Annotated in this window: 21 protein-coding genes; 14 read left to right on the forward strand and 7 right to left on the reverse strand. The window is 75.3% G+C overall.

The features are described 5' to 3' along the window. Nucleotides 1–7: 7 nt before the first annotated feature. Nucleotides 8–406, reverse strand: coding sequence for a TOBE domain-containing protein (locus tag ACFSJS_RS10140; protein WP_380899010.1), 399 nt, complete (start codon nt 404–406; stop codon nt 8–10). Between the two features lie 114 nt (nt 407–520). Continuing rightward, entirely contained in the window at nt 521–3,235 is a 2,715-nt protein-coding gene (locus ACFSJS_RS10145; RefSeq protein WP_380899011.1) for a lysylphosphatidylglycerol synthase domain-containing protein, read from the reverse strand. Nucleotides 3,236–3,420: 185 nt separating this feature from the next. Between ACFSJS_RS10145 and ACFSJS_RS10150 the strand changes: the two genes are divergently transcribed. From ACFSJS_RS10150 to ACFSJS_RS10175, 6 genes are all read left to right on the forward strand, one after another. Further along, complete coding sequence (locus tag ACFSJS_RS10150; RefSeq protein ID WP_380899012.1) at nt 3,421–3,792, forward strand: MGMT family protein; 372 nt, start codon at nt 3,421–3,423, stop codon at nt 3,790–3,792. 260 nt (nt 3,793–4,052) lie between these two features. Next, entirely contained in the window at nt 4,053–7,352 is a 3,300-nt protein-coding gene (locus ACFSJS_RS10155; protein ID WP_380899250.1) for an ATP-dependent helicase, read from the forward strand. A 112-nt stretch (nt 7,353–7,464) separates the two neighbouring features. Beyond that, nucleotides 7,465–8,328 (forward strand): hypothetical protein, encoded by an 864-nt coding sequence (locus ACFSJS_RS10160; RefSeq protein WP_380899013.1) that lies wholly within the window; start codon nt 7,465–7,467, stop codon nt 8,326–8,328. A gap of 160 nt (nt 8,329–8,488) precedes the next feature. Continuing rightward, nucleotides 8,489–12,001 carry an ATP-dependent DNA helicase gene (locus ACFSJS_RS10165; RefSeq protein WP_380899014.1) on the forward strand — a complete coding sequence of 1,171 codons (3,513 nt, stop codon included), beginning with the start codon at nt 8,489–8,491 and terminating at the stop codon, nt 11,999–12,001. A gap of 195 nt (nt 12,002–12,196) precedes the next feature. Next, complete coding sequence (nudC, locus tag ACFSJS_RS10170) at nt 12,197–13,135, forward strand: NAD(+) diphosphatase (protein WP_380899015.1); 939 nt, start codon at nt 12,197–12,199, stop codon at nt 13,133–13,135. Nucleotides 13,136–13,258: 123 nt separating this feature from the next. Continuing rightward, nucleotides 13,259–14,107 (forward strand): nucleotidyltransferase domain-containing protein, encoded by an 849-nt coding sequence (locus tag ACFSJS_RS10175; protein WP_380899016.1) that lies wholly within the window; start codon nt 13,259–13,261, stop codon nt 14,105–14,107. 54 nt (nt 14,108–14,161) lie between these two features. Here ACFSJS_RS10175 and ACFSJS_RS10180 read toward each other — a convergent pair whose 3' ends face one another. The 3 genes from ACFSJS_RS10180 to ACFSJS_RS10190 all read right to left on the reverse strand — a co-directional run bounded on the left by ACFSJS_RS10180 (nt 14,162) and on the right by ACFSJS_RS10190 (nt 16,003). After that, a complete protein-coding gene (locus ACFSJS_RS10180; protein WP_380899017.1) occupies nt 14,162–15,022 on the reverse strand; it encodes an RNA polymerase sigma-70 factor in 861 nt (286 codons plus the stop codon). Next, nucleotides 15,019–15,576 (reverse strand): carboxymuconolactone decarboxylase family protein, encoded by a 558-nt coding sequence (locus ACFSJS_RS10185; RefSeq protein WP_380899018.1) that lies wholly within the window; start codon nt 15,574–15,576, stop codon nt 15,019–15,021. The genes ACFSJS_RS10180 and ACFSJS_RS10185 overlap by 4 nt, the downstream gene beginning before the upstream one ends. 184 nt (nt 15,577–15,760) lie before the next feature. Further along, nucleotides 15,761–16,003, reverse strand: coding sequence for a mycoredoxin (locus ACFSJS_RS10190; protein ID WP_155071830.1), 243 nt, complete (start codon nt 16,001–16,003; stop codon nt 15,761–15,763). Between the two features lie 232 nt (nt 16,004–16,235). On the opposite strand from ACFSJS_RS10190, the gene ACFSJS_RS10195 reads away from it, so the two are divergent. The 4 genes from ACFSJS_RS10195 to ACFSJS_RS10210 all read left to right on the forward strand — a co-directional run bounded on the left by ACFSJS_RS10195 (nt 16,236) and on the right by ACFSJS_RS10210 (nt 19,757). Beyond that, nucleotides 16,236–18,425 (forward strand): ATP-dependent DNA helicase UvrD2, encoded by a 2,190-nt coding sequence (locus tag ACFSJS_RS10195; protein WP_380899019.1) that lies wholly within the window; start codon nt 16,236–16,238, stop codon nt 18,423–18,425. Between the two features lie 198 nt (nt 18,426–18,623). Beyond that, nucleotides 18,624–18,944, forward strand: a complete 321-nt coding sequence (locus ACFSJS_RS10200) for a hypothetical protein (protein WP_380899020.1) — start codon at nt 18,624–18,626, stop codon at nt 18,942–18,944. A gap of 130 nt (nt 18,945–19,074) precedes the next feature. Further along, on the forward strand, nt 19,075–19,437 hold the full coding sequence (locus ACFSJS_RS10205) for a WhiB family transcriptional regulator (protein ID WP_380899021.1): 363 nt from the start codon (nt 19,075–19,077) through the stop codon (nt 19,435–19,437). Further along, nucleotides 19,434–19,757 (forward strand): hypothetical protein, encoded by a 324-nt coding sequence (locus ACFSJS_RS10210; protein ID WP_380899022.1) that lies wholly within the window; start codon nt 19,434–19,436, stop codon nt 19,755–19,757. Before ACFSJS_RS10205 ends, ACFSJS_RS10210 begins: the two co-directional genes overlap by 4 nt. A 149-nt stretch (nt 19,758–19,906) precedes the next feature. On the opposite strand, the gene ACFSJS_RS10215 is transcribed toward ACFSJS_RS10210, so the two are convergent. Together ACFSJS_RS10215 and ACFSJS_RS10220 are read right to left on the reverse strand one after the other, a co-directional pair. Further along, a complete protein-coding gene (locus ACFSJS_RS10215) occupies nt 19,907–21,271 on the reverse strand; it encodes an ABC1 kinase family protein (RefSeq protein ID WP_380899023.1) in 1,365 nt (454 codons plus the stop codon). A gap of 54 nt (nt 21,272–21,325) precedes the next feature. Next, a complete protein-coding gene (locus ACFSJS_RS10220) occupies nt 21,326–22,432 on the reverse strand; it encodes a ThiF family adenylyltransferase (protein WP_380899024.1) in 1,107 nt (368 codons plus the stop codon). A 268-nt stretch (nt 22,433–22,700) separates the two neighbouring features. Here ACFSJS_RS10220 and ACFSJS_RS10225 point away from each other — a divergent pair, with 268 nt between their 5' ends. The 4 genes from ACFSJS_RS10225 to ACFSJS_RS10240 all read left to right on the forward strand — a co-directional run bounded on the left by ACFSJS_RS10225 (nt 22,701) and on the right by ACFSJS_RS10240 (nt 26,465). Then, complete coding sequence (locus ACFSJS_RS10225; protein WP_380899025.1) at nt 22,701–23,309, forward strand: M48 metallopeptidase family protein; 609 nt, start codon at nt 22,701–22,703, stop codon at nt 23,307–23,309. 68 nt (nt 23,310–23,377) lie between these two features. Beyond that, on the forward strand, nt 23,378–24,997 hold the full coding sequence (locus tag ACFSJS_RS10230) for a TerD family protein (RefSeq protein WP_380899026.1): 1,620 nt from the start codon (nt 23,378–23,380) through the stop codon (nt 24,995–24,997). An 11-nt stretch (nt 24,998–25,008) separates the two neighbouring features. Further along, nucleotides 25,009–25,692 carry an AIM24 family protein gene (locus ACFSJS_RS10235; RefSeq protein WP_380899027.1) on the forward strand — a complete coding sequence of 228 codons (684 nt, stop codon included), beginning with the start codon at nt 25,009–25,011 and terminating at the stop codon, nt 25,690–25,692. Between the two features lie 14 nt (nt 25,693–25,706). Beyond that, complete coding sequence (locus ACFSJS_RS10240; protein WP_380899028.1) at nt 25,707–26,465, forward strand: AIM24 family protein; 759 nt, start codon at nt 25,707–25,709, stop codon at nt 26,463–26,465. Nucleotides 26,466–26,471: the final 6 nt, after the last annotated feature.

Consider the following 26,471-nt stretch of genomic DNA (forward strand, 5'->3'; position numbering starts at 1 on the left):
GGACGCCTCACACCCGGTCGACGTGCACGCTGGTGGCCTTCACCCGGGCGACGGCCTCCACGCCCACGGCCAGTCCCAGTTCCTCCACGGCCTCCCGGGTGACCAGGGAGACCAGCCGGTGGGGCCCGGCCTGGATCTCGACCTGGGCGGCGACGTCGCCGAGCCGGACGGCGGTGACGATCCCGGGGAAGGCGTTGCGGACGCTGGTGTGCGGCTCGCCGTCCTCCCCGCTTCCGTCCTCCGCGGCGAGGGCGACGGCGAAGGCGGCCAGGTCCTCGCCCGCCACCAGCCGCCTGCCGCTCCCGTCCCGGCGCGTGGGCAGCCGTCCGGCGTCCGCCCAGCGGCGCACCGTGTCGGCGCTGACGCCGAGCAGCCGGGCCGCCCGGCCCATGGAGTAGGAGCGCATGTGCGAAACGTTATGGCCGACAGGCGGGTGGACGCAAGGAGCATCCGCGATACCGGTTCGCATCCGCGAGGCCGGGCGAGTGGTGGTCCCGCCGCCCCTCCTCCGGCTGTCGGATCAGAGCGCCTCCCTGCGCGTCAGGTGCGTGAAGGACAGCCAGCCGGGCAGGACCGGCAGCCAGAACGTCATCAGCCGGAAGAGCAGGACCGCCGGGGTGGCGATCTCCTTCTCCAGGCCGAAGGCGATCAGGCCCGCGATCAGGGCCGCCTCCACCGCCCCCAGACCGCCCGGGGTGGGCGCGGCCGACCCCAGGGCATTGCCCGCCAGGAAGATCACCGCGATGCTCGCGTAGCTCAGCTCGCCGCCGAAGGCACGCACCGAGGCGTCCAGGCACAGCACGAACGAGACCGTCAGCAGCAGCATGCCCCCGATGCCGCTGAGCAGCTTCTGCGGACGCTGGACGACGTCCAGCATCCGCGGTACGACCCCCGCGAACAGCGCCCGCACCCGGTTCACCACGAACTTCCGCAGCGCCGGGACCGCCGTCACGATCAGGGCGAGCACGGCCGCCGTCAGCAGCCCCGCGATGACCGTCCGGGACGGGGAGAGGGTCGGGGTGTGCTCGGTGCCCGTCAGGTAGCCGAAGACCAGCAGCAGGACGACGTGGCTGCCCAGCCCGAAGAGCTGGGAGGCGCCGACGCTGGCGACCGCGTGGCCGGGGCGCACCCCGGCGCGCTGCAGGAAGCGGGTGTTGAGGGCGACGCCGCCGACCGCCGCGGGCGCCACCAGCTTGACGAAGGAGCCCGCCACCTGCGCCAGCACCGTGCGCGGGAACGACACCTTCTCGGGCACGAAGCCCAGCAGGCTCAGCGCCGCCGCCACGTACGTCAGGGCCGAGAAGAGCAGCGAGGCGGCCACCCACCCCCAGTCCGCGCCGCCGATGACCTGCCGGAAGTCGACGTGGGTGAGCTGCGACAGCAGGAAGTACGCGGCGAAGGCGCCGGCGATGAAGCTGACCAGCGTGCGCGGCCGGACCCGCTCCAGCCGGGCCGGCTGCATCGGCGCCTGTGGGCGGATCAGCAGCACCTGCTGGCGGATCTGCGAGAGCAGGTCCTCCTCGCGCGCCTCCTCCAGCGCCTCCGTGACCGCCTGCTTCTCGGCGTTCCGCTCCGCCCGCAGCGACCTGCGGTCGCCCGGGTGCGCACGGCCCTCCGCGTGCCGCACCTCCCGGCTGTGGCGGGAGGCCTCGATGGCCGCCTCCCGCTCGCGCTGCGCCCGCTCCTTGGCCAGCCTGCGCAAGGTGGCCCGGGTGCCGCGACTGAGGGCGATCGGCTGGAGCAGGGGGAGGCTGTCGGCCACCGCGTCCGGGCCGAGCACCTCCACCGCCGCCGCCACCGAGCGCTCGGCGCCGACGCGCAGCCCGAAGGTGACCAGCAGCTGCGCCACGTCCATCCGCAGCACCAGGTCGCCCGCCGCGATCTCGCCGCCGCTGAGGTCGGTGAGGAACACCGCACCGGAGCGATCCACCAGCAGGGCGCCGTCCTCCAGCCGCCGGTGGGCGATCCGCCGCGACTGGATGGCCCGGACCTGCTCCCAGGCCGCCCGCACCAGCCCGTCGGTGATCTCCTCGTCCGACAGGGTGTCCAGGCACCGGCCGTCGATGTGCTCGTAGACGAGCATCACCGCGTCGGGGCCCAGCTCGGAGGTGGCGATCAGCCGGGGGGCGTTGGCTCCGGCGGCGATGGCCGCGTACGCCAGCAGCGCCTCCTGCTCCAGGGCCTGGCGCAGCGACTGGAGGCTGCGGCGCTGGGTGATGCCGCGCAGCGCCAGGCGGCGCCAGGCGCGGTAGAAGTAGCCGTGCGCCTGCTGCTCGCGGTCCACGACGGTGACGTCCAGCGGCGGGCCGTCCTCCAGCGTCACCAGGTAGCGGCGGCTGCGCTCGGCCAGGCCGCCCCGTTCGGCCTCGGACGGGGCGGCCTGGCCGAGCGGGGCCGCTCGCACGGGGCTGAAGCCGACGCGCCGCAGCCCGGCCATCAGGGTCTGGCCGGTGGGGCGGACGTTGGGGGAGCCGACCGCGTAGAGCGTGCCGTAGGCGACCGTCCAGCCGATCAGCACGGTGACCAGGATCGAGAACGGCGTGGTGTAACCGCCGACCAGCACCGCGAAGGCGTCCAGCAGCAGCACGGCCCACAGCAGCACGCGCCAGCGGGGGCGGCGGGCCATGCCGACGGCCGTCATGTAGGCGATGACGGGGGCGAGGTAGCCGTGCACCGGGTCGGTGAGTCCGCCGCCCGGGGCCGGATTGATCAGGGCGTCCCGGACGGAGGCGGGCGCCCCCTCGGCCACCCACAGGTCGGTGACGAGCGACACGCCGTGCGCCAGGACGGCCGCGAGCACGCCGTCCGCGATGCGCAGCCCGTCCCGCTTGATCAGCCGCTCGATGGCGAAGGCGACCGGCACGATCAGCACGGCGACGCTGGAGGCGAACCCGGCGAAGCGGATCAGCAGCAGCGGGGCCTGGCCGGCGCCCTTGTCGATGTCCTGCTCCAGGCCCGCGGTGGTGCCGTGGGCGACGGCGGCGATGGTCAGCACGACGGCGATGCCGAGGACGCCGAGCAGCAGCCGCATCAGGTCGGAGGGGCGGTGCACCCGGGCGGGGAGGATCGGCTCGTCGCCCTCCAGCTGGTCCGGCTCCGCGCCCTCCGGGACGGCCGGGGACTGCCCGGAAGCATTGCTTCCGTCCGTGTGCCGCAAGGGGCCGGCGGAGCGGGTCCCCTCTCCGTGGGGACTGCCGCCCTGCTGCTCTTCGGTCTCTCTTCGTTCTCGTATCACCTGTCACCGCCGGGACGATGGTGGCACGAGGGGGTGGCACGCCGGTGCAGGAGGTCGCTTTTCTCCGGGGAAAGCGGGCTTTGCGCGTGTCGTGCACCTCCCCGTGCGCGGGAGCGCGCCGGCGACGCCGGCCGGGGCACCGGCCCCCGCACGGGGCACCGGCGCCATGGGGCACCATGGCCGTCATGAGCGGTCCCGTCGGCGAGCTGCCGGAGTACGCGGAGAGGGTGCTGGCCGTGGTGGAGCGCATTCCGCCGGGCCGGGTGATGACGTACGGCGACATCGCCGAGTGGCTGGAGGAGGGCGGCCCCCGGCAGGTGGGCCGGGTGATGGCGCTCTACGGCGGCGCGGTCCCCTGGTGGCGCGTGGTGCGGGCCGGAGGGCTGCCGCCGGTCTGCCACGAGGGGCGCGCGCTGGCCCACTACCGCCGGGAGGGCACCCCGCTGCGCGGCGGCGCGGCCGGCGGCGGACCGGGCCCCGTGCGGATCGACATGCGCCGGGCCCGCTGGGACGGCGGGGCCGGGCCGGGCGAACCGGACGGGCGCACGGACGGCTGACGCGCGCCCCGCCGCGCCGGCGGCCGCGCGCGGTGCTCCGGGGGCTGCGGGGGGCCGGGTCGTCCCGGACGCAGGACTCCTCACACGTACCAGCTTCCGTCATGCCGACCCCAGCCATGGGGCGAGCCGCCCGACCGGGGGACGAAGGGGACGAGCTGCGCCTCGGCAGCCGACTGGCGTACCGTCTGCACCATCCAGCACAGCGACCAGGACCGGCGATCCACGTGAGCTCCTCCCTCAAGTCCGACACGTACCGACTGGTGCGTGACCTGCCCGGTCCGGTGTGCCCCCCTGCACTGGACGCACACCAGCGCGCGGTGGTTGAGCACGCCGACGGGCCGCTGCTGGTCCTCGCCGGCCCCGGCACCGGCAAGACCACCACCCTGGTGGAGTCCGTCGCCGAGCGGCTGCGGCGCGGCACCGACCCGGAGCGCGTCCTCGTGCTGACCTTCGGCCGCAGGGCGGCGGTCGAGCTGCGGGACCGGATGGCGGCCCGGGTGGAGGGTGTCGCCCCGCAGGCGACGACCTTCCACTCGTACTGCTACGCGCTGGTCCGCGCCCACCAGGACGCCGACCTGTTCGCCGAGCCGCTGCGCCTGCTCTCCGGCCCGGAGCAGGACCTGCGCATCCGCGAGCTGCTGGCCGGCCAGGCGGACCTGGAGGGGGCCGGCCGCGACCGGGCCGGCTGGCCCGAGGAGCTGCGGGCCTGCCTGACCACCCGCGGCTTCGCCGACGAACTGCGCGCGGTGCTGGCCCGCAGCCGGGAGCTGGGGCTGGGGCCGGCGGCGCTGGACGCCTTCGCCCGCCGCGCCGGCCGCCCCGACTGGCGGGCCGCGGCCGCCTTCATGGCCGAGTACCTGGACGTGCTGGACCTCCAGGGCGTGCTCGACTACGCCGAGCTGGTGCACCGCGCCGTGCTGCTGGCCGAACGCGACGGGATCGGGGCGCGGCTGGCCGCCCGGTACGACGCGATCTACGTCGACGAGTACCAGGACACCGACCCGGCGCAGGTGCGGCTGCTGCGCGCGCTCGCCGGGGACGGCCGCACCCTGGTCGTCTTCGGCGACCCCGACCAGTCGATCTACGCCTTCCGCGGTTCGGACGTCAACGGCATCCTCGACTTCCCGGAGCAGTTCCGGCGCCGCGACGGCTCCCCCGCCCCGGTCGCGGTGCTGCGCACCGGCCGCCGCTCCGCCTCGGCGGTCCTGGAGGCCACCCGGCGGCTGACCGCCCGCATGCCGCTCACCCGGCTCCCGGCCGAGGCCGTCCGGGCCCACCGGGAGCTGTCCCCCGTGCGGGAGGGCGGCCGGGTGGAGGTGTACACCTACCCCACCCCGGGCGCCGAGCTGGACAACATCGCCGACCTGCTGCGCCGCGCCCACCTGGAGGAGGGCGTCCCGTGGCGGGAGATGGCGGTGCTGGTACGCGCCGGCCACCGCACGCTCCCCTCGGTGCGGCGCGCGTTGACCTCGGCGGGCGTCCCCGTGGAACTGGACGGCGACGACGTCCCGCTGCGCCGGGAGCCGGCCGTGGCCCCGCTGCTGACGGCGCTGCGCGTGGCGGCCCGGGCCGCGGTGGCCGGGCCGGCGGACGCCGCGGAGCCGGGGGCGGAGGAGTCCGGGCCGCAGGAGCCCGGCGCCGAGCGGCCCGGCGGGTGCCGGATCGACGTGGAGACCGCGCTCACCCTGCTGACCTCACCGCTGGGCGGCATGGACGGCGCCGCCCTGCGCCGGCTGGGCCGCGCCCTGCGCGAGGAGGAGCGCGCCGCGGGCCGCGCCGTCCCCCGCCCCTCGGACGAACTGCTGGCCGAGGCGCTGGCCGAGCCCGAGCGGCTGGCGGCGCACGACCCCTCCCACGCGCGCGGCGCCCGCGAACTCGGCCTGCTGCTGCGCAGGACGCGCGAGGCGCTGGCCGCGGGCGCCACGGCCGAGGAGGCGCTGTGGATCCTGTGGGACGGCACCACCTGGCCGGACCGGCTGGAGCGGGCCGCCCTGCGCGGCGGCCCGGCCGGCCGCAACGCCGACCGCGACCTGGACGCCGTCTGCGCGCTGTTCGCCGCCGCCGCCCGCGCCGAGGAGCGCGTCGGCGGGCGCGGCGCCCTCAACTTCCTGGAGGAGCTGGACGCCCAGGACATCGCCGGCGACACCATCGCCCCCCGGGCCCTGCGCCCCGACGCCGTGCGGCTGATGACCGCGCACCGCTCCAAGGGCCTGCAGTGGCGGCTGGTGGTCGTCGCCGGGGTGCAGGAGGGCCTCTGGCCCGACCTGCGGCGCCGCGGCTCCCTGCTGGAGCCCGACCGGATAGGCCGCGACGGACTGGCCGAGCCCCTCACGCCCGGCGCGATGCTGGCCGAGGAGCGCCGGCTGTTCTACGTGGCGGCCACCCGCGCCGCCGACCGCCTGGTCGTGACCGCCGTCCGCGCCGCCGCGGAGGACGGCGACCAGCCCTCCCGCTTCCTGACCGAACTCGGCGTCGAACCCAGGGACGTCACCGGCCGGCCGCCCCGGCCGCTGTCGGTGGCCGCGCTGGTCGCCGAGTTGCGCGCCACCACCGTCGACCCGGACGCCTCCCCGGCGCTGCGCGAGGCCGCCGCGAAGCGGCTGGCGAAGCTGGCCGCGCTGCGCGACGAGGACGGCAACGCCCTCGTCCCCGCCGCCCATCCGCAGCGCTGGTGGGGCCTGTACGAGCCGACCCGCTCGGCGGTGCCGCTGCGCGACCGGGACAAGCCCGTCACCCTCTCCGGCAGCGCCCTGCACCAGCTGGCCACCGCCTGCTCCCTCCAGTGGTTCCTGGGCCGCGAGGTGAAGGCCGAGCCGCCCTCCTCCGCCGCCCAGGGCTTCGGCAACGTGGTGCACGTCCTGGCCGACGAGGTCGCCTCCGGCGGCACGCCGGCCGACCTGTCGGTGCTGCTGGAGCGGCTGGACGCGGTGTGGGACTCGCTCGCCTTCGAGGCGCCCTGGAAGTCGAGGCAGGAGAGGCAGAACGCCCGCGCCGCGCTGGAGCGCTTCCTGCGCTGGCACGTGATGGAGCGCGACCTCGGCCGTGAGACGGTCGCCACCGAGCACGGCTTCGACGTGACGCTGGAGGCCGGCGGGCACCAGGTGCGCATCCGCGGCAGCATGGACCGCGTCGAGCGCGGGCCGGACGGCCGGGCGTACGTCGTCGACTTCAAGACCGGGAAGAACAAGCCGACCGCCGCCGAGGTCGAGCGCCACCCCCAACTGGCCGTCTACCAGCTCGCCGTCTGCGAAGGGGCCCTCGACGGCGTGGACGGTCTGGAGCGCGGAGCGGACGGGCGGCCGGAGCCGGGCGGCGCGGAGCTGGTCCAACTGCGGATCGGGGCGCCGAAGAAGGAGGGCGGCGAGGCGCTCCCGGCCGTGCAGCGGCAGCGGGCCCTGGGCGAGGACGGCGGCGGCGAGTGGATCGGCGAGTTGCTGGCCGACGCCGCCGGCCGGGTCCTGGACGAACGGTTCGCGCCCTCCCCGGGGCGGCACTGCGGCACCTGCTCCTTCCGGGGGGCGTGCAGCGCGCGGCCCGAGGGCCGGCACGTCGTGGAGTAGGGGACGGAACCGGCCCGGGGAACCGGCCGCCGGTCTCCTGTGGTCCCATGGTGCGACGCACCGCGCGCGGAGGGGCGCGGGAGCGCGAGGAACGGGGAGTGGGGGAGTGGTCGTGAGGAAGGGCGTCCTGGCGGCGGCGGTCGTCTGCGCGCTGGCAGCGGGGCTGGCGGGCTGCTCGGGCGGGAGCGGCGGCGGTTCGGCGGGGCCGGGCGGCGGCCTCCCCCTGGGACTGGACGGGACGCCGCCCGCGGGGGCCCCGGAGGAGGGGGACGGCGGCGGGGGCCCGGCCGGCCTCCCCGAGGGCTGGACCGGCGGCACCGCGCTGGCGGACCGCACCCCCGCCCGGATCGCCGAGGAGATGACCGAGGCGATGGACGGCCTGCGGTCGCTGCGGATCGAGGGGCGCTTCACCGAGGACGGCGAGGTGATGGGCATCGACATGGCCCTCACCGACGACGGCCGGTGCACCGGATCGATGACGATGGGCGGCGGCACCGCCGAGATCGTCGGCACCGACGACCGGATGTACATGAGGGGCGACGAGCGCTTCTGGAGGTCCCAGAGCGGCGGCGCGCCGGAGGACGCCACCGCCGTCGACATCCTGAAGGACCGGTGGATCGACGCCGGGGAGCGGGGCTCGGACGACGACTTCGAGGGCTTCTGCGACCTGGACTCCCTGATGGGCGCGATGGGCGAGCCCGACGCCTCCAGGACGACCAAGGGCGAACTGACGCGCGTGGCCGGGCGGGAGGCCGTCCCCCTGGTCGAGCGGGACGGCACGGAGACGACCACGGGCTACGTCGCCAACGACGCCGACCGGCCCTACCTGCTGCGGGTCGAGGTCGAGGGCGGGACCGAGCCCGGTGTGATGGACTTCACCGACCACGACGGCGAGGTCGAGATCAAGGAGCCCGACCCCTCCGAGGTCCTGGACCTGGACGACGTGGGCGGCCGGGGCCCGACGGAGGACGTCTAGGGCCGTCTGCGAGCCGGCCGGGCCGCGGAGTTGACGGGGCGCCGGCCCGCGCGGGCCCGTTCCTCCGGCGGCCCGCCCGGCGGGCGGGCCGGGTCCGTGCCGCGGCCCGCCGCCCCCCGCACCGCGACGGCTGTCGGCGCGGCGCGCTAGCGTCTTGCGGGTGCCCGCACAGCTCACCGACCCCGACGAACTCCGGCAACTCCTCGGCATCCCGTTCACCGCCGAGCAGTTGGCGTGCATCACCGCACCGCCGGCGCCGCAGGTCATCGTGGCCGGAGCCGGCTCGGGCAAGACGACGGTGATGGCCGCCCGGGTGGTCTGGCTGGTGGGCACCGGGCAGGTCGCACCCGAGCGGGTGCTCGGCCTGACCTTCACCAACAAGGCGGCCGGCGAACTGGCCGACCGGGTGCGCAAGGCCCTGCACCGCGCCGGGGTGCTGGATCCGGACCCGGTCGACCCCGGCCACGCCCCCGGCGAGCCGCGGATCTCCACCTACCACGCCTTCGCCGGGCAGCTGCTGACCGAACACGGGCTGCGGCTGGGCATCGAGCCCTCGGCCCGGCTGCTCGCCGACGCCACCCGGTACCAGCTCGCCGCCTCGGTGCTGCGCACCGCCGCCGGCCCCTTCACCGCGCTGACCAAGTCCGTCGGCGAACTCGTCCGCGACCTGCTGGCGCTCGACGGCGAGCTCTCCGAGCACCTGGTGGAGCCCGGGGAGCTGCGGCGGTACGACACCGACCTGCTCGCCCTGCTGACCGGCGGCGAGGTGAAGCTCACCAACGCCGCCCTGCGCAGGGTGCCCGAGGCGGTGCGGGGCCGGCTGGAGCTGCTGGGCCTGGTGGAGGAGTACCGCAGGCGCAAGCGCGAGCGCGAACTGCTCGACTTCGGCGACCAGATGGCCCTGTCGGCGAGGCTGGCGCGCGACGTCCCCGAGGTCGGCCGGATCCTGCGCGAGGAGTACTCCGTGGTGCTGCTCGACGAGTACCAGGACACCTCCGTGGCCCAACGCGTGCTGCTGGCGGGCCTGTTCGGCTCGGGCACCGGCCACGCCGTCACCGCCGTCGGCGACCCCTGCCAGGGCATCTACGGCTGGCGGGGGGCGTCCGTGGCCAACCTGGACGACTTCCCCGAGCACTTCCCGCACGCCGACGGCACCCCCGCCCGCCGGCACGCCCTGAGCGAGAACCGCCGCAGCGGCGGGCGCCTGCTGGAACTGGCCAACACCCTGGCCGCCCCGCTGCGCGCCCGCCACGCCGGGGTGGAGGCGCTGCGCCCCGCACCCGGCGCCGAGCGCGACGGCCTGGTGCGCTGCGCCCTGCTGCGCACCCACGCCGAGGAGATCGCCTGGCTGGCCGACTCCGTCGCCCACCTGGTGAACACCGGTACCCCGCCCGGCGAGATCGCCGTACTGTGCCGCACCGCCGCCGACTTCGCGGAGATCCAGGGCGCCCTGGTGGCGCGCGACGTGCCGGTCGAGGTCGTCGGGCTGTCCGGGCTGCTGCACCTGCCGGAGATCGCCGACCTGGTCGCCACGTGCGAGGTCCTCCAGGACCCGACCGCCAACGCCTCCCTGGTGCGGCTGCTCACCGGACCCCGCTGGCGCATCGGCCCGCGCGACCTGGCCCTGCTGGGGCGGCGCGCCCGGCTGCTGGTGCCCGGCGGCCCGCGCACCCCGGACGGCGCCGCGGACGTCGAGGCACGGCTGGCCGCGGCCGTGGAGAGCACCGACCCGGCCGAGGTGGTCTCGCTCGCCGACGCCCTGGACACCTTCCTCGACCCCGGCGGCCACGAGGACTCGCTGCCGTTCTCGGCCGAGGCCCGGGTGCGCTTCGCGCGGCTGGCCGCGGAGATAAGGGAGTTGCGGCGCTCGCTGGCCGACCCGCTGATGGACGTCCTGCACCGGGTGCTGTCCGTCACCGGACTGGAGATCGAGCTCTCCGCCTCGCCCCACGCCCTGGCCGCCCGCCGCCGCGAGACGCTGGGCGCCTTCCTGGACGTCGCCGCCGGCTTCGCCTCCCTGGACGGGCAGGCCACCCTGCTGGCGTTCCTGGGCTTCCTGCGCGCCGCCGCCGAGTACGAGAAGGGCCTGGACAGCTCGCTGCCGGGCGGTGAGAACACCGTCAAGGTGCTCACCGCGCACAAGTCCAAGGGCCTGGAGTGGGACGTGGTGGCCGTGCCCGGGCTGGTGCGGAGGAACTTCCCCAGCGAGCAGGCCCGCGAGTCCTGGCTCACCCAGCCCGGGGTGCTCCCGCCCGCCCTGCGCGGCGACGCGGCCACCCTGCCGGAGCTGGAGGGCTGGACGGCGAAGGACCGGAAGAACTACGACGAGGCGGTCAGGGAGCACCAGTACACCGAGGAGCTGCGGCTGGGCTACGTCACCTTCACCCGGCCCCGCTCCCTGCTGCTGGGCTCGGGGCACTGGTGGGGGCCGAGCCAGAAGACGCCGCGCGGCCCCTCGTCGTTCCTGGAGGCCCTGCGCGAGCACTGCGAGGCCGACCCCCGGCACGGCGAGGTCGAGCACTGGGCGGAGGAACCGGAGGAGGACGAGGAGAACCCCGCCCTGCGGGAGGCCGCCGAGGAGCGCGCCTGGCCGCTGCCGCTGGACGAGGGGGCCCTGGCCCGCCGCCGGGAGGCGGCCGCCAGGGTCACCGCCCACCTGGACGGCCGGGCGCTGCCCCGCCCCCGGACGGAGCCGGACCGCCCCCGGACGCGACCGGGCGGCGGAGCGGAGGCCGGGCGGCCGGAGGAGGGGGCTGACACGGCGGCGGGCGCGGTGTCGGGCGCCGTGTCGAGCGCGGACGCGGGCGGCGGGCCGGAGGACGGGGAGCTGACCCCGCAGGAGGCGCGGCTCGTCGCCTCCTGGGACCGCGACCTGGACTCCCTCGCCGCCGAACTGCGCCGGACGCGGTCGGGTGTGCGCGAGGTGCCGCTGCCCGCCTCCCTGTCGGCCACCCAGCTCGTCCGCCTGGCCGCGGACCCCGCCGGCTTCGCCCGGGACCTGGCCCGGCCCATGCCGCGTCCGCCGCGGCCTGCCGCGGCCCGCCGGGGCACCCGCTTCCACGCCTGGGTGGAGTCCCGCTTCGAGGAGCTGGAGCTGCCGCTGCTCTTCCCCGAGGAGCTGCCCGGCGGCGAGGCGGACGAGGACGCCGGGGCGCCGGCGGGCGGCGGGCGGGCCGGTGCCGCGGCGGCGGAGGCCGACGACGACAGGGACCTGGCCGAGCTGAAGGAGGCCTTCGCCCGCACCCCCTACGCCCGCCGCACCCCCCACCGGGTCGAGGAGCCCTTCCAGCTGGTCCTCGCCGGCCGGGTGGTCCGCGGCCGCATCGACGCGGTCTACCGGGACGAGGACGGCCGGGGCTTCGAGATCGTCGACTGGAAGACGGGGCACTCCGGGCGGGCCGACCCGCTCCAGCTGGCCGTCTACCGCCTCGCCTGGGCCGAGCGGCACGGGCTGCCGCTGTCGGCCGTCCGCGCCGCCTTCCTCCACGTCCGCAGCGGCGAGGTGGTCCGGCCCGCCCGGCTGCCCGGCCGCGCCGAGCTGGAGCGGCTGCTGCTGCACGGACCGGACGAGCGGGGCCGGGGGAGCCGTCCGCCCGAACCGGGCGGCTCCGGCGTCCCGGAGGCCCGGCGGGGCAGCGCGGCCGATTCCGGGACGGGAGGGGCATCCGGATAGGCTCGGGTGCATGAGCACCACCCCGGCCGCTCGCGGACGACGCAGTCCTCGCGCGCACACCAGGCCGGCCCGCCCTCCGCACGGACGGCGGGCGCCTCGGCCTCCCCGGAGCGGGAGAGCGGGCGCGGGGCCGCCCGGCGGCCGCCGGACGCACACGAACCACCGCGCACGCCCCAGGGGAAGTGGGAAGCAGCCGTGATCACCTGGTCCGACAACGCCGACGCCCGACGACCGGTCATGCTCACCGCCACCGGCGGCATCGACCGCGCCGCCCACCACCGACTGGACGAGGCGTGGCTCGGGGCGGCCTGGAGCCACCCGACGACCCGCTGCTTCGTGGTGTCGGGCGGACAGGTGCTGATCGAGGACACCGAGGACGGCCGCGCCGAACTGGTGACCATGCCCACCTTCGACGCGCCGCTGACCGAGGCGCACCGCTACTTCCTGGGCGTGGACGGGGACGGCGTGCGCTACTTCGCGCTGCAGAAGGACTCGCTGCCGGGCCGGATGGACGACGCGGCCCGCCCGGCGGGGCTGCGCGAGGCGGGCGCGCTGCTCTCCGAGCGCGACGCCCACCTGATGGTGCACGCGGTGGCCCTGGAGAACTGGCAGCGGATGCACCGCTTCTGCTCGCGCTGCGGCGAGCGGACGGCCATAGCCGCCGCCGGACACATCCGCCGCTGCCCGGCCTGCGGCGCCGAGCACTACCCGCGCACCGACCCCGCCGTGATCATGCTGGTGACGGACCCCGAGGGGCGGGCGCTGCTCGGCCGACAGGTGCACTGGCCCAAGGGCCGCTTCTCCACGCTCGCGGGTTTCGTGGAGCCCGGCGAGTCGCTGGAGCAGGCGGTCGCGCGGGAGGCGGGCGAGGAGGCCGGGGTGGAGATCGGCCGGGTCGAGTACGTCGCCAGCCAGCCGTGGCCCTTCCCGTCCAGCCTGATGCTGGGCTTCGTGGCGCACGCCACCTCCACCGAGATCCGGGTGGACGGCGAGGAGATCGAGGAGGCCCGCTGGTTCTCCCGCGAGGAGCTGCGCGAGGCGTTCGCCTCCGGCGAGGTGCTGCCGCCGTCGGGCATCTCGATCGCGGCGCGGCTGATCGAGCTGTGGTACGGGGAGCCGCTCCCGCTGCCGTGACCCGGCGGACCCTGCGGACCCGGTGGTCGGGCGCGGCCGGTGGGGCGGGCCCGCGCTGTGGACGGGAGGCGCCGCAGGCGGGCAGGATGCCGCCGGAGACCACCGAGAGGAGCACGGACCGCCGTGGACGACCGCACCTTCCTCGACCACGTCGCCGACCGGCTCGCCGGCCTCCCCGGCGTCCGGGCCGTGACGCTCGGCGGCTCCCGGGCCCAGGGCACGCACCGGGCCGACAGCGACTGGGACCTCGGGGTCTACTACCGCGGCGCCGCCTTCGACCCGGAGGACCTGCGGGCGGTCGGCTGGCCCGGTGAGGTCTTCGGGATCGGCGCGTGGGGCGGCGGGGTGTTCAACGGCGGTGCCTGGCTGACGGTCGACGGCCGCCGGGTCGACGTCCACTACCGGGACCTGGACGTGGTGGAGCACCAGCTCGCCGAGGCGGAGCGGGGGCGCTTCCACCACGAGGCGCTGATGTTCCACCTGGCGGGCATCCCCAGCTACCTGGTGGTCGCCGAACTCGCCCTCAACCGGGTGCTGCGCGGCGAACTGCCCCGCCCGTCCTACCCTCCCGCGCTGCGCCGGACCGCAGCCGCGCGGTGGCGGGACACCGCCCGCCTCACCCTCGCCCACGCGAAGGCCGGCAACGCGCCCCACGGCCGGCTCACCGAGGTCGCCGGAGCCCTGGCCACCGCGGCCGCGCAGGCCGGGCACGCGGTCCTGGCGGCCCGCGGGGAGTGGGTGACCAACGAGAAGAGGTTGCTGGAACGGGCCGGACTGCGCGGGGTGGACGACGTCCTCGCCGCCCTGGAGGCGGACCCCCGGGCGCTGTCGGCCGCCGTCGACGCGGTGGCCGCCCTGGCGGAGGGGAGGATCGCGGAGGCGATCGAGGAGGGGCTCGGCGAAACGCCCGGCGGTGCCTTCGGCGCCGCCGCCGACCACGCCCCCGGCGAACCGCGCTCCGTGCGGGACTGACGCCCTTTCGGGTCCGGTCCGGGCCACCGGGTTCCGGGCCGCCGGGAGCGGGGGTCAGCCGCCGGACGGCACGTGCCGCAGCTTGTCGGGGTTCCGGATGATGCGGATCTCGGTGATCAGGCCGTCCGCCACCTCCGCGCAGGCGACGGTGTCGGGGCGGCCCGCGACGGTGAGCAGCAGCCCCGGCCGGCCGTTGACGTCGACCGCGCGCATCCGGGCGTCCTCCATCGGCCGGGCGAGCACGGCGGAGAGGAAGCGGGCGACCTTGTCCGCGCCGCGCTGCGGGTGCACGGCGGCCTTCGCCCTGCCGCCGCCATCGCTCCACACCGTCACGCCGGGGGCGAGCAACTCCAGCATGCGGTCGAGGTCGCCGCCGAGGCAGGCGGCCAGGAACCGGTCGGTGACCCGGCGCAGCACTTCCGCCGGCGCGTCGTAGCGCGGCCGCCGGGCCCGGACGTGTTCCCTGGCGCGGTGGCCGACCTGCCGTACGGACGCCTCGCTGCGCCCCAGCATCCCGGCGATCTCCCCGAACGGGAAGCCGAAGGCCTCCCTGAGCACGAAGACCGCCCGCTCCAGCGGGGAGAGGCTCTCCAGCACCACCAGCAGGGCCAGCGAGACCGACTCGGCCGACTCCACCCCCTCGCCGGCGTCGGGCAGGGTGATCAGGGGCTCGGGCAGCCAGGGGCCGACGTAGCGCTCGCGGGTGGCGGCGGCCGAGGTGAGCCGGTTGATCGCGAGGTTGGCGACCGTACGGGCCAGGTAACCGCCGGGGTTGTCCACCGGGGCGGACACCCGGCTGCAGCGCAGCCAGGTGTCCTGCACCAGGTCCTCGGCGTCGGCGACGCTGCCGAGCATCCGGTAGGCGATGCCGAACAGCATGCGCCGGTGCCGTTCGAAGGTCTCCGCGTCGATCACGTCCGCGACGGTACCGAGCAGGCGTCCGAGAAGCCCTGACCGGCCAGGCCGAAGGCGCTGTTGACGCGCGAGCGGTAGTTCTCCAGGGCGACCACGGCGGTGAGCTCGACGAAGGCGGCCTCGCCGAGCCGCCCGACCAGGGCGGCGGCGAGCTCGTCGGTGACGCGGGGCTCGGTCTCGGTCATCGCCTCGGCGTACTCCAGGACCAGCAGCTCCAGCCCGGTGAAGGCGGCCCGGTGGTCGCGCCACCGCGCGGCCTTGGAGATCCTGTCCGCCGCGATCCCGAGCCCGGCGGCCTCCCGGCGGCCGAAGTCCATGCACCACGAGCAGTTGATCCTGGCCGCCGAGGCCGTCACGGCGAGGTGCTTGAGCACCGGGTCGAGGCTGTTCCACCGGGCGGCGCCGCGCTCCAGCCGGACGTAGGTGAGCAGCACCCGCGCGTTGTGGCCGAGGGCCAGACCGGGGGTGAGCACCTTGCCGTGGACGCGCCGGGAGTACCGGGCGGCGACGCGGTTGAGCAGGGTGCCGGGCGGGGAGAGCGAGATGCGGGCCATGGCGGTGTCCTTCCGGCTCGTCGCGCGCCCGGCCCGGTGGAGCCGGACGCCTTCCTCACGGGGTTTCCGGAGGTACGACAGGACGGCCCGCCCGGTTGTGACATCCGCGGGCCGCCGCCGGCGGGACGCGCGTCACACCGGAGGGGCGGCGGACCCGGGGTCCGGGTACGCGGAAGGGGCGGGATCAGGCGCCGACCTTCTCCCGGACCTGGGCGATCGACGGGTTGGGGAGGGCCGAGCCGTCGGGGAAGAGCACGGTCGGGACGAGCTGGTTGCCGTTGTTGACCTTCTCCACGAAGGCCGCGGCCTCCGGGTCGTGCTCGATGTTGACCTCGGTGTACGCGATGCCCTCGCGATCCATCTGCCCCTTGAGCCGGCGGCAGTAGCCGCACCAGGTGGTGCTGTACATGGTCACCGTTCCCGCCATGGGTTCGCGCTCCTCGGTGTCGAGTCTGAGTGGTCGGACGGGCCCCCGGTGCTCCGGGGCCGTCGGCATCGGTGGAACGTCCGGCCCCCGGGGACCATTCCCGGCCCCCCGGGGCCGGGAGGCGTGAGTTCCCCCACGCTTCCCGGCTCCCCGCACCACATTCCTGTGAAGAACTCCGGGTGCCTGTGGACGGCGGTTGGGCGCCCTCCGGCCGGCCTGGCAGCATGGCGGGGTGACAGCAGCGACGCCCTCCTCCCCTTTTCCGCACGTCCCCGATTCGCCGGACGCGGTGCTCGAAGGGCTCGACCCCGAGCAGCGCGAGGTGGCGACGGCGCTGCACGGCCCGGTGTGCGTGCTGGCGGGGGCCGGCACGGGCAAGACGCGGGCCATCACGCACCGGATCGCCTACGGGGTGCGGGCGGGGATACTTCCGCCCGCGAGTGTGCTGGCCGTCACGTTCACCAACCGCGCGGCGGGCGAGATGCGGGGGCGGCTGCGCCAGCTCGGCGCCGGCGGTGTGCAGGCCCGCACCTTCCACTCCGCCGCCCTGCGGCAGCTGCAGTACTTCTGGCCGAAGGCGGTCGGCGGCGAGCTGCCCCGGCTGCTGGAGCGCAAGGTCCAGCTCGTGGCGGAGGCCGCCGCCCGCTGCCGCATCCGGCTCGACCGCAGCGAACTGCGCGACGTGACGGGCGAGATCGAGTGGGCCAAGGTCACCCAGACGGTACCGGAGGAGTACCCGGCCGCGGTGGCGAAGTCCTCCCGCGAAGCCCCGCGCGACCCGGCCGAGATCAGCCGCGTCTACGGGCTCTACGAGCAGCTCAAGCGCGAGCGGTCGGCGATCGACTTCGAGGACGTGCTGCTGCTCACGGTCGGCATCCTCCAGGAGCGCCCCGACATCGCCGACACCGTGCGGCGGCAGTACCAGCACTTCGTGGTGGACGAGTACCAGGACGTCAGCCCGCTCCAGCAGCGGCTGCTGGAGCTGTGGCTGGGGGAGCGCGACTCGATCTGCGTGGTCGGCGACGCCAGCCAGACGATCTACTCCTTCACCGGCGCCACCCCCGACCACCTGCTGAACTTCCGGGTCCGCCACCCGGACGCCACGGTGGTGAAGCTGGTGCGCGACTACCGCTCCACGCCCCAGGTGGTGCACCTGGCCAACGGGCTGCTGGCGCAGGCGAAGGGCAGGACGGCCGAGCACCGGCTCGAACTGGTCTCCCAGCGCGACGCCGGGCCCGAGCCCGCCTACACGGAGTACGCCGACGAGCCCGCCGAGGCCGAGGGCGTCGCCCGCCGCATCCGGGAGCTGATGGACGCCGGGGTCCCGGCGAGCGAGATCGCGGTGCTCTACCGGGTCAACGCCCAGTCGGAGGTGTACGAGCAGGCCCTCGCCGACGCGGGCGTGCCCTACCAGCTCCGCGGCGCCGAGCGGTTCTTCGAGCGGCCCGAGGTGCGCGAGGCCGGCCTGGCGCTGCGCGGTGCCGCGCGCGCCGGCGGCAACGACACGCTGCTGGCCGACGCCGTGGACCTCCCCTCCCAGGTGCGTGCGGTCCTCGGCGGGACCGGCTGGGCACCACAGCCCCCGGCCGGGTCCGGCGCGGTGCGCGACCGCTGGGAGTCGCTGGCCGCCCTGGTGCGGCTCGCCGAGGACTTCGCCCGGGCCCGCCCGCAGGCGGAGCTGTCCGATTTCGTGGCCGAGCTGGACGAACGGGCGAACGCCCAGCACGCCCCCACCGTCGAGGGCGTCACCCTCGCCTCGCTGCACGCGGCCAAGGGCCTGGAGTGGGACGCGGTCTTCCTCGTCGGGCTGACCGACGGAACGCTCCCGATCACCTACGCCAAGACCGACGAGCAGATCGAGGAGGAGCGCCGGCTCCTCTACGTCGGCGTCACCCGGGCCCGGCGCCACCTGTCGCTGTCCTGGGCGCTGTCGCGCTCGCCGGGCGGCCGGGGCAGCCGCCGCCCGAGCCGCTTCCTGGCCGGGCTGCGGCCCGGTTCGCCGGCGGGGGGAGGCCGTGCGGGCGGCGCGGGGGGCGTCGAGCGGGGTCCGGGCCGTTCGCGCCGGCGGCGCGGGCCGGTGCGGTGCCGGGTCTGCGGCCGCACCCTCACCGACGCCGGTGAGATCAAGCTGATGCGCTGTGAGGGCTGTCCCTCCGACATCGACGAGGGGCTGTACGAGCGGCTGCGCGAGTGGCGTGCGGCCCAGGCCCGGCAGCTCGGTCAGCCGGCCTACTGCGTCTTCACCGACAAGACGCTGATGGCGATCGCCGAGGCCCTGCCCGGGGACGAGGCGGAGCTGGCGCGGATTCCGGGCGTGGGCGGGCGCAAGCTCGAGCGGTTCGGCGCCGATGTGCTGGTGCTGTGCGCCGGCGGGGAACCCGCCGCGGACACGGAGGAACAGGGGCGCAAAGAAACGGATTGATCCGTTCCGGAATCTGTCACGGCGGCTGTTACGAACCTGCCGGAAAAATAGTTTGCGTAGGCCGTGGAAACCCCCATAGCCTTCCGGGCATGGAAGAGCGGGGCCTGGTGGCCCCCCTCCTTCCATGCTGTACTGAACTCTGAAATCCGGATCGGCCCGTCGGCCGGTCCCCAAGGCGCCGAGAGGAGGCGAGCTTCGATGACCACCACAATCACCGCAGTCATGACGGAACTGGTCGGCCGCGAGGTCGTCGCCTCCTGCCTGCTCGGCTCCCGCCTGTCCGGCACCGGTGTCTCCGGCGCCGCGGCCGCACGCCTGGGCTCCCTTCCGGTTCCGTCGATCCGAGAGCGCATCAGCGAGCGACCGACCCAGGCACCTGCGGCAGCAGTCGTGGCACAGGCGGATGCCTATGTCTTTACCGGCACTGCGGCCAATGGTGCCGACAACGGACAGAAGCGGGCGCAGCACCACACGATGTGGGCCTTCCGTGGGCTCGAACCCTGGAGAGATCCAGCCTGATCGGCACGATCAGGTCGGCACCTTCCAGGGCCGCGGAACCCACACCGGGATCCGCGGCCCTTTTGTTTGCCCCAAGCGGCCCGGCCACCAGCCGGGTCGAAGAGACGACACAGACGAGGAACTCACCGCCGTGCACATCCAGACGCACGCCCCGTCCGTACAGCCCGACCCGATCCGATCGTCCGAGCCCACGGAGGACTCCTTGACCGCACTGACCACGCTCACCGAGCTGGACGACGCCATCGAGCGTCTCGGCGTGGCCGTACCCTGCCGCAGCTACGACCCCGAGGTGTTCTTCGCCGAGTCGCCCGCCGACGTGGAGTACGCCAAGTCCCTCTGCCGGACCTGCCCGCTGCGCGAGGCCTGCCTCGCCGGCGCCAAGAACCGCCGCGAGCCCTGGGGAGTCTGGGGCGGCGAGCTGTTCGTCCAGGGGGTCGTCGTCCCCCGCAAGCGGCCGCGCGGCCGTCCGCGCAAGAACCCGGTCACGGCATGAGCACCACCGGCACGATCGACCGTCCCGCGACGCACGGCCCCCGGCTGCGTCCCTCCCGGAAGGCGGAACCCGCCATGGCCCTTCGCTCCGACAACCACGCAAGCACACACCCCGACACGACCTCCTCGCGCCAGAACAGGACCCGAGACATGCAACTCATCCCAGAAGCCATGGCCCGCGCCCATATGCACGAACGCATGCGGGAGGCCGACTCCGAGCGGGTCGGCCGGCGGATGGTCATGGCCCGCCGCATGCAGCGCCGCGCCGAGCGGGCCTCGATGCGGGCTCGCCGGGCGCTGGCCCTGGCCGTCATGCAGTGAGGGACGGCCGGTACCGATGACGCGCGGCCGGGGGCCGGCGGCAGCGGCGACAGAGGGAGCCGGGGCGGCACCGCCCCGGCTCCCGCCGTCTCCCGCCCCGGCCCGGGGCGGGAGACGGCGCGTCCGTGCCGCCGCCCGGGCGGAAGACGTCAGGCGGAGGTCTCGGCCACTTCGGCGGCACCGTCCTCCAGGGCGAAGCCCGGCACCCACTCCTCCATCTCGTCCCGCATCCGGACCCGTGCGCCGAGCTGGCACAGCACCCCGATGGTGGAGAGCGTCACCCGGTGGATCAGCAGGTAGGAGGGCGGCAGGTTGAGCCGCTTGCCCAGCTGGTACGCCGGGGAGCGGGGATCGGCGACCCGCGCCGCCTGCTCCCGCATCCAGTCCCGGGAGAAGACGAACTCGTCCACCTGCGCCGGCTCGATGATGGGCACGAGGTACTCCAGCACAGCCTCCGGGTCCAGCTCGACCGTCGGCTTGACGAAGCCCTCTTCGCACAGCAGCTCGTACACGGACGCCGCATCGCCGTCGAGGGCCATCCGCAGGGCCGTGCCGATCGTCGGCGGAAGCCCGTCCGGCAGCCGGTCGACCGTCCCGAAGTCCATCACGCCCAGCCGCCAGGCCTCCGGCGGCCCGTCATCGGTCAGCAGCCGGAAGTTCCCCGGGTGGGGATCGGCGTGAAGCAGCCCCGTGCGGGCCGTACCGGAGAAGAGGAAACGCGCCAGCAACTGCCCGGCCCGGTCCCGCTCCTCGTCCGTGCCGTCCCTGATCACCTCCGCGAGCGGAACCCCCTCCAGCCACTCGGTGACCAGCACCTGGTCGCACTGGTACACCACGTCGGGGACCCGCACGTCCGGATCGTCGCCGAACTCCGCGGCGTACGTCCGCTGCGCGTCCGCCTCCAGCCCGTAGTCCAGCTCCTCGCTGATCCGGTCCCGCAGCTCCGACACCAGCGGCTTGAAGTCCATGCCCGGGATGAGCGGCCCCAGCAGCCGGACGAAACGCCCCAGCTGGTTCAGGTCCGACAGGAGGGCCTCCCCGGCACCCGGGTACTGCACCTTCACCGCCACCGGGCGCCCGTCGTGCCAGACGCCCCGGTGGACCTGGCCTATCGAGGCGGCCGCCGAGGGCTTGTCGTCGAACTCCTCGAACAGCTCCCGCCAGTCCTCGCCCATCCGCTCGGCCAGCGCGGCGTGCACGGTGGCCACGGGCATCGGCGGCGCGGCGTCCTGGAGCCTGGTCAGCGCCGCCCGGTAGGGCCCGGCCACCTCCTCCGGGAGCGCCGACTCGAAGACCGACAGCACCTGGCCGAACTTCATGGCGCCCCCCTTCAGCTCTCCCAGGACCTTGAAGAGCTGCTCGGCGGTGCGCTGCTGCAGTTCCTGCCCCACCAGCTCGGCGGAGTACCCGCCGATCCGCTTGCCCAGGCCCCAGGTCGCGCGCCCCGCCATGCCCAGCGGCAGCGCGGCCAGCTTGGCGGTACGGGTGACGGCCTTACGCGGAAGATCCGACATGTGCCCCTCCATCTTCCCGACAGCACGACCGGGTGGCAGCGCCGAGGACAGCGGTCATGACGCCATTGTGGACCGCCCGGCCCCGTCGGCCGAGAGTGGGCGGCCGGCGTGCACGGAAGCGGCACCGCACGGACACTCCGCGTGCGGGGCCACCGGCTCCGACTCGGCGCGCAACTCCGGCAGGACCCAGGACCGGCGCACGCCCGTGACGCAGCTCTCGTCCCCGTCCAGGAACGTCAGCGCACAGGAGGCGGCGGCCCCGGCGACCAGCGTGGCCAGCGCCACGTCGCAGGCCGGCACCGAGGAGCCGCGGGCCGACCGCCACTGGGCCACCACCAGGGGCCAGCCGGGCTCCCGCCCGGCCCGCCCGAGCATCAGACACTCCGCGCACGCCGTCGCCCCCGGCAGCACCAGCGGTCCGACGAAGCCGGTGCCCTCCACGACCCCGGCGTACAGGTGTGGCAGCCCGGTGCCGACCAGCTCGCCGGCCGCGGTGGAGTCCGGGGCGTAGGCGGCCAGTCCGTCCCGCGGCGCGACCACCACCAGCCCCAGCCCCGGATCGGGCCCGCCGGCCGCACGGCGCGGGCGCCGGGCGGCCGGGGCGGCCCGCCGCACGGCGTGCCCGCCGGCCGCCGTCCGCCGCCGCCCGGACTGCTCCGGCGCGACGCCCCCCGGGGCGGCGTCCCACGGCGCCGCGCAACCGCCGTCCACCACGTCGACCTGCCCCACCCCGGCCGCCGACAGCAGCGCCGCCACCGTCGCCCCGACCCGCCCCGCACCGCGCACCTGCACCCGGGCCCCGGCCCGGGCGGCCAGCCGCCGCACCGCCCCGCCGGGCTCCGGATGGAGCACCGAGAGCGAGGCCAGGTCGGGGCGGAGTCCGTCCGCCACCCGGGCCGAGGCCCGCCGGTGCGCGGTGGCGTCGTCCAGCAGGCCCGCGGACGCCAGCCGCTCCACCAGCCGGTCGGCCGTGTCCGCGCCGAGCCCCATCCCCTGCGCCGCCCGCCTGAGCTCGGCCAGGCTCCGGGTGCCGTCGAACAGTTCCAGGAAGCTGCCGGTGGCGGTGTCCACCGGCCCCAGCAGCACCGCGTGCGCGGGCGTGACCCCGTACCGCACGGTGCTCCGGTCCCGCCAGGCGCGCCGGAGCGCCGGTTTGATCATCGGATGCACGTTCAACCCCCAGACCGCCGCCGGCACCGCTGCCGCCGGCTGCCGACCACCGGACGGACCTCAGGACGGGCCCAGCATGCGCTCCCGGGCCCGGTCGCCGCCGCGGGTTTTCCACAGGCCGGGCCGTTTGTCGTACCGGAACGGTCCGGGCGCCCCGGGCCGTCCCGGGCGCGGGGGGCGGCTCACCCGGGCGGGGTGCTTCCCCCGGAAGCACCCCGCGGGCGGGACTTCCCGCGACGGCAGCGGGTAACGTCGTGGCGTGCCCGCCGACCGCCTGAACAGCGCCGAGCCGTCCCGCCGCGACCCCGAGCCGGACGGCGCGGCGGCGTCCGCGGCCGGCCGCGGACGCCAGGACGTCGAGGTGCGCCGCAGTGCGCGCCGTCGGCGCACGGTCTCCGCCTACCGCGAGGGGGGCCGCACCGTCGTCCTCATCCCGGCCCGGATGTCGGAGGCCGAGGAACGGCGCTGGGTGGACGTCATGCTGGACAAGCTGGCCGCCCAGGAGAGCCGCAGGACGCTCGGCGACGCGGAGCTGGCCGAGCGCGCGGCCCGGCTGTCCGGCCAGTACCTCCAGGGGCGCGCCCGCCCGGCGACCGTGCGCTGGGTCACCAACCAGAACACCCGCTGGGGCTCGTGCACCCCCGCCGAGGGCAGCATCCGGCTCTCCCACCGGCTGCAGGGCATGCCGGAGTACGTCGTGGACTACGTCATCCTGCACGAGCTGGCGCACCTGCTGGTCCCCGGGCACGGGCCCCGCTTCTGGCGGCTGCTGGAGTCCTATCCGCGCACCGAGAGGGCCCGCGGGTTCCTGGAGGGGGTGGCCGCCGCGGACCGGCTGCCGAACCTTCCCTGCGCACGGGACGAGTGAACCGGACGGACCAGCGGCTAGCCTGGCGCAACGACATCAGCGCCAAGGATGGGGGACGGTCGTTGCGCATGGCCAGGGAATTCCAACGCGGCCACAAGGCCCGGGTCAGTGATCTCACGGCGGGGACGGATCTGTACGTGGGCGTGCGGATCTCGGCTCCGGGGCTCGCCTTCGACATCAGCTGCTTCGGCCTCGACGCCGACGAGCGGCTCTCGGACGACCGCTACTTCGTCTTCTTCAACCAGCCCAGGTCGCCGGAGGAGTCCATCCAGCTCCTGGGCGCCCAGGCCGGCGACACCGAGTCCTTCAGGGTGACGCTGGACCGCATCCCCGCGCACATCCGGAAGCTGTCGTTCACCGCGACGATCGACGGTGCCGGGCAGATGTCCCAGATCGACCCCGGCTACCTGCGGATCGTCGCGGGCGGCGAGGAGGTCGCACGGTACGCCTTCGACGGCTCGGAGTTCACCACCGAGCGGGCCGTGATGCTCGGCGACTTCTACCTGAAGGACGTCTGGCGCTTCGCCGCGGTCGGCCAGGGCTTCGACGGGGGCCTGGAGGCGCTGCTGAAGAACTTCGGCGGCGAGGTCGCGGAGGAGGAGCCCGCGCCCGCTCCGGCCGCGCAGGCGGCGCCCGGGTTCGCCCCGCCGTCCGGGCCGGCGCCGGGCTTCGCGCCCCCGGCCGCCCCCGCCTCCCCGCAGCCCGCTCCCGCCCCGGCACCTGTGCAGCCCGCTCCCGCCCCTGCTGCCCCCGTGCCGCCGCCCGCCCCGGGGCCGCCGGCTCCGCCGCCCCCCGGGGGACTGCCGGGTGCGCCGGGCCACCCCGCCGCCCCCGCCCAGCCGGGTTTCCCCGGCCAGGCGGCTCCCCCCGGCGCGCCCGGAGTCCCGGCGCCGGTGCCCGCCGCCCCCGCACCCTTCGGGCCCCCGCAGCCACCGCAGCAGCCCTTCGGCGGACAGGTGCCGCAGGCCCCCTTCGGAGGCCAGGCCCCCGGCCACCCCGGCGTCCCCCCGGTGCCGCAGGGCCCGGCCGCCGGGATCGGCGCCGCGCTGGAGAAGTACCGCGAGGCGCCCACCGGGCAGCGCTGGACCCTGCAGAACCCGGCGCTGGTGCGGGCCGACCTCTCCCACGACGGCCGGCCCGTCCTCGCCCGCCAGGGCAGCATGGTGCTGTACCAGGGCAAGGTGGACTTCTCCCACAAGGGCGCCGGGATCGCCGGCCGGATCGTCGGCAACGCCACCGGCCAGGAGATGCAGCTGATGCGGTGCAGCGGACGCGGCCAGGTGTTCTTCGCCGAGAACGCCGCGCACGTGCACCCCATCGAGCTCCAGGGCGACGCCGTCTGCGTCTCCGCCGACAACGTGCTCGCCTTCGACGAGAGCCTCCAGTACGAGGTCCGCCGGATCGAGGGCCACGGGATACCCGGCGGAGCCCTGTTCACGATGCAGTTCCAGGGCACCGGCACCGTCGTGGTCAAGACGCAGGGCACTCCGGTCGTCCTGCCCGTCACCCCGACCACCTTCGCCGACTGCCAGGCCGTCGTTGCCTGGTCCGCCGGCGCCCAGGTGATCATCTCCAGCCAGGTGCGGCTGCGCCGCAACGCCTACCCCGGCCACAGCGGCGAGACCGTGAACCTCCAGTTCCGCGGTGCGCCCGGCAACTTCGTCGTCGTCCAGCCCTACGAGGTCTGAGGGAGCCCGTCATGAACCAGCCAGTGATCTCGGGCTACACCCCGACCCCGCCCGCCGCCCGCATGGAGAACCACGGCGCGCACATGCTGAAGATCGCCATGGCCACCGGCCAGGACGTCTTCGCCCGCACCGGTTCGATGATCGCCTACGAGGGCTTCGTGCAGTACGAGCCCAACCCGCCGGCCGTCCGCCAGATGGCCTCCCAGTGGCTGACCGGGGAGGGCGCCCCGCTGATGAAGTGCAGCGGCGACGGGGTCCTCTACCTCGCCGACTACGGGGCCGACGTCGTCTGCCTCAACCTGGACAACGAGGCGCTCTCGGTCAACGGCACCAACCTCCTCGCCTTCGACGCCCACCTCCAGTGGGGCGTCGAGCGGGTCAAGGGACTGGCGAAGTTCGCCGGTCAGGGCCTGTTCAACGTCGGGATCTCCGGCACCGGCTGGGTCGCCCTCACCTCCCGCGGCACGCCCGTCGTGGTGGACTGCGGACGCGGCGAGGACGAGACCTACGTCGACCCCGACGCCCTGGTCGCCTGGTCCTCCGGGCTGAAAATCAAGAGCAAGCGCACCATGAAGGCGAGCGCGCTGATCGGCCGCGGCAGCGGCGAGGCGTACCAGATCGCCTTCTCCGGCCAGGGCTTCGTCGTCGTACAGCCCAGCGAGGACAGCACCGACCGCCTGCGCGTCCGGGGCTGAAGGGGAGAAGAACCATGCAGAGTCCGCTCTTCGGCCACACCGAGGTCCCCAGCCAGGACCGCTACGCCCTGCAGAACCCGCAGCTGCTGCGGGTGCTGCTCTCCGGGCACGACGACGTGCTCGCCCGCAAGGGCGCCATGGTCGCCTACCAGGGGATGCTGGAGTTCGACGGCGAGTACGCCTCGCGCGGGCAGCGCCGCAGGCAGGCGCGGACGGGCGAGAACCTGGAGCTGATGCGGTGCTCCGGGCAGGGCACCGTCTACCTGGCCAACCTCGCCCAGTACGTCCACGTCATGGACGTGGACCCGGAGGGCCTGACGGTCGACAGCTCCTACGTCCTGGCCCTGGACTCCTCCCTGCACTGGGAGGTGATCGCGGTGGACAGCCAGTTCGGCATCTCCGGATCCGGCGCGTACAACCTGAACATCACCGGGCAGGGCAAGGTCGCCCTGATGACCTCCGGGCAGCCGCTGGCGCTCCAGGTCACCCCGGACCGGTACGTCAACGCCGACGCCGACGCGGTGGTGGCCTGGTCCAGCTCGCTGCGGGTGCAGATGCAGGCCCAGACCAGCTCCCAGAGCGTCTTCCGGCGGCGCGGCACCACCGGTGAGGGCTGGGAGCTGAGCTTCATGGGCCAGGGCTACGCCCTCGTCCAGCCCAGCGAGCTGCTCCCGCCGCAGAACGCGGCCATCGGCCAGGGCGTGCGCGCCCAGTACGGTGCGGGCCAGCACGGTGCGCGCGGTCAGAACCAGGGCAACATCTGGAGCAACTGACAGGGC

The sequence above is a fragment of the Streptomyces desertarenae genome (assembly GCF_042681365.1).
Classification (GTDB): domain Bacteria; phylum Actinomycetota; class Actinomycetes; order Streptomycetales; family Streptomycetaceae; genus Streptomyces; species Streptomyces desertarenae.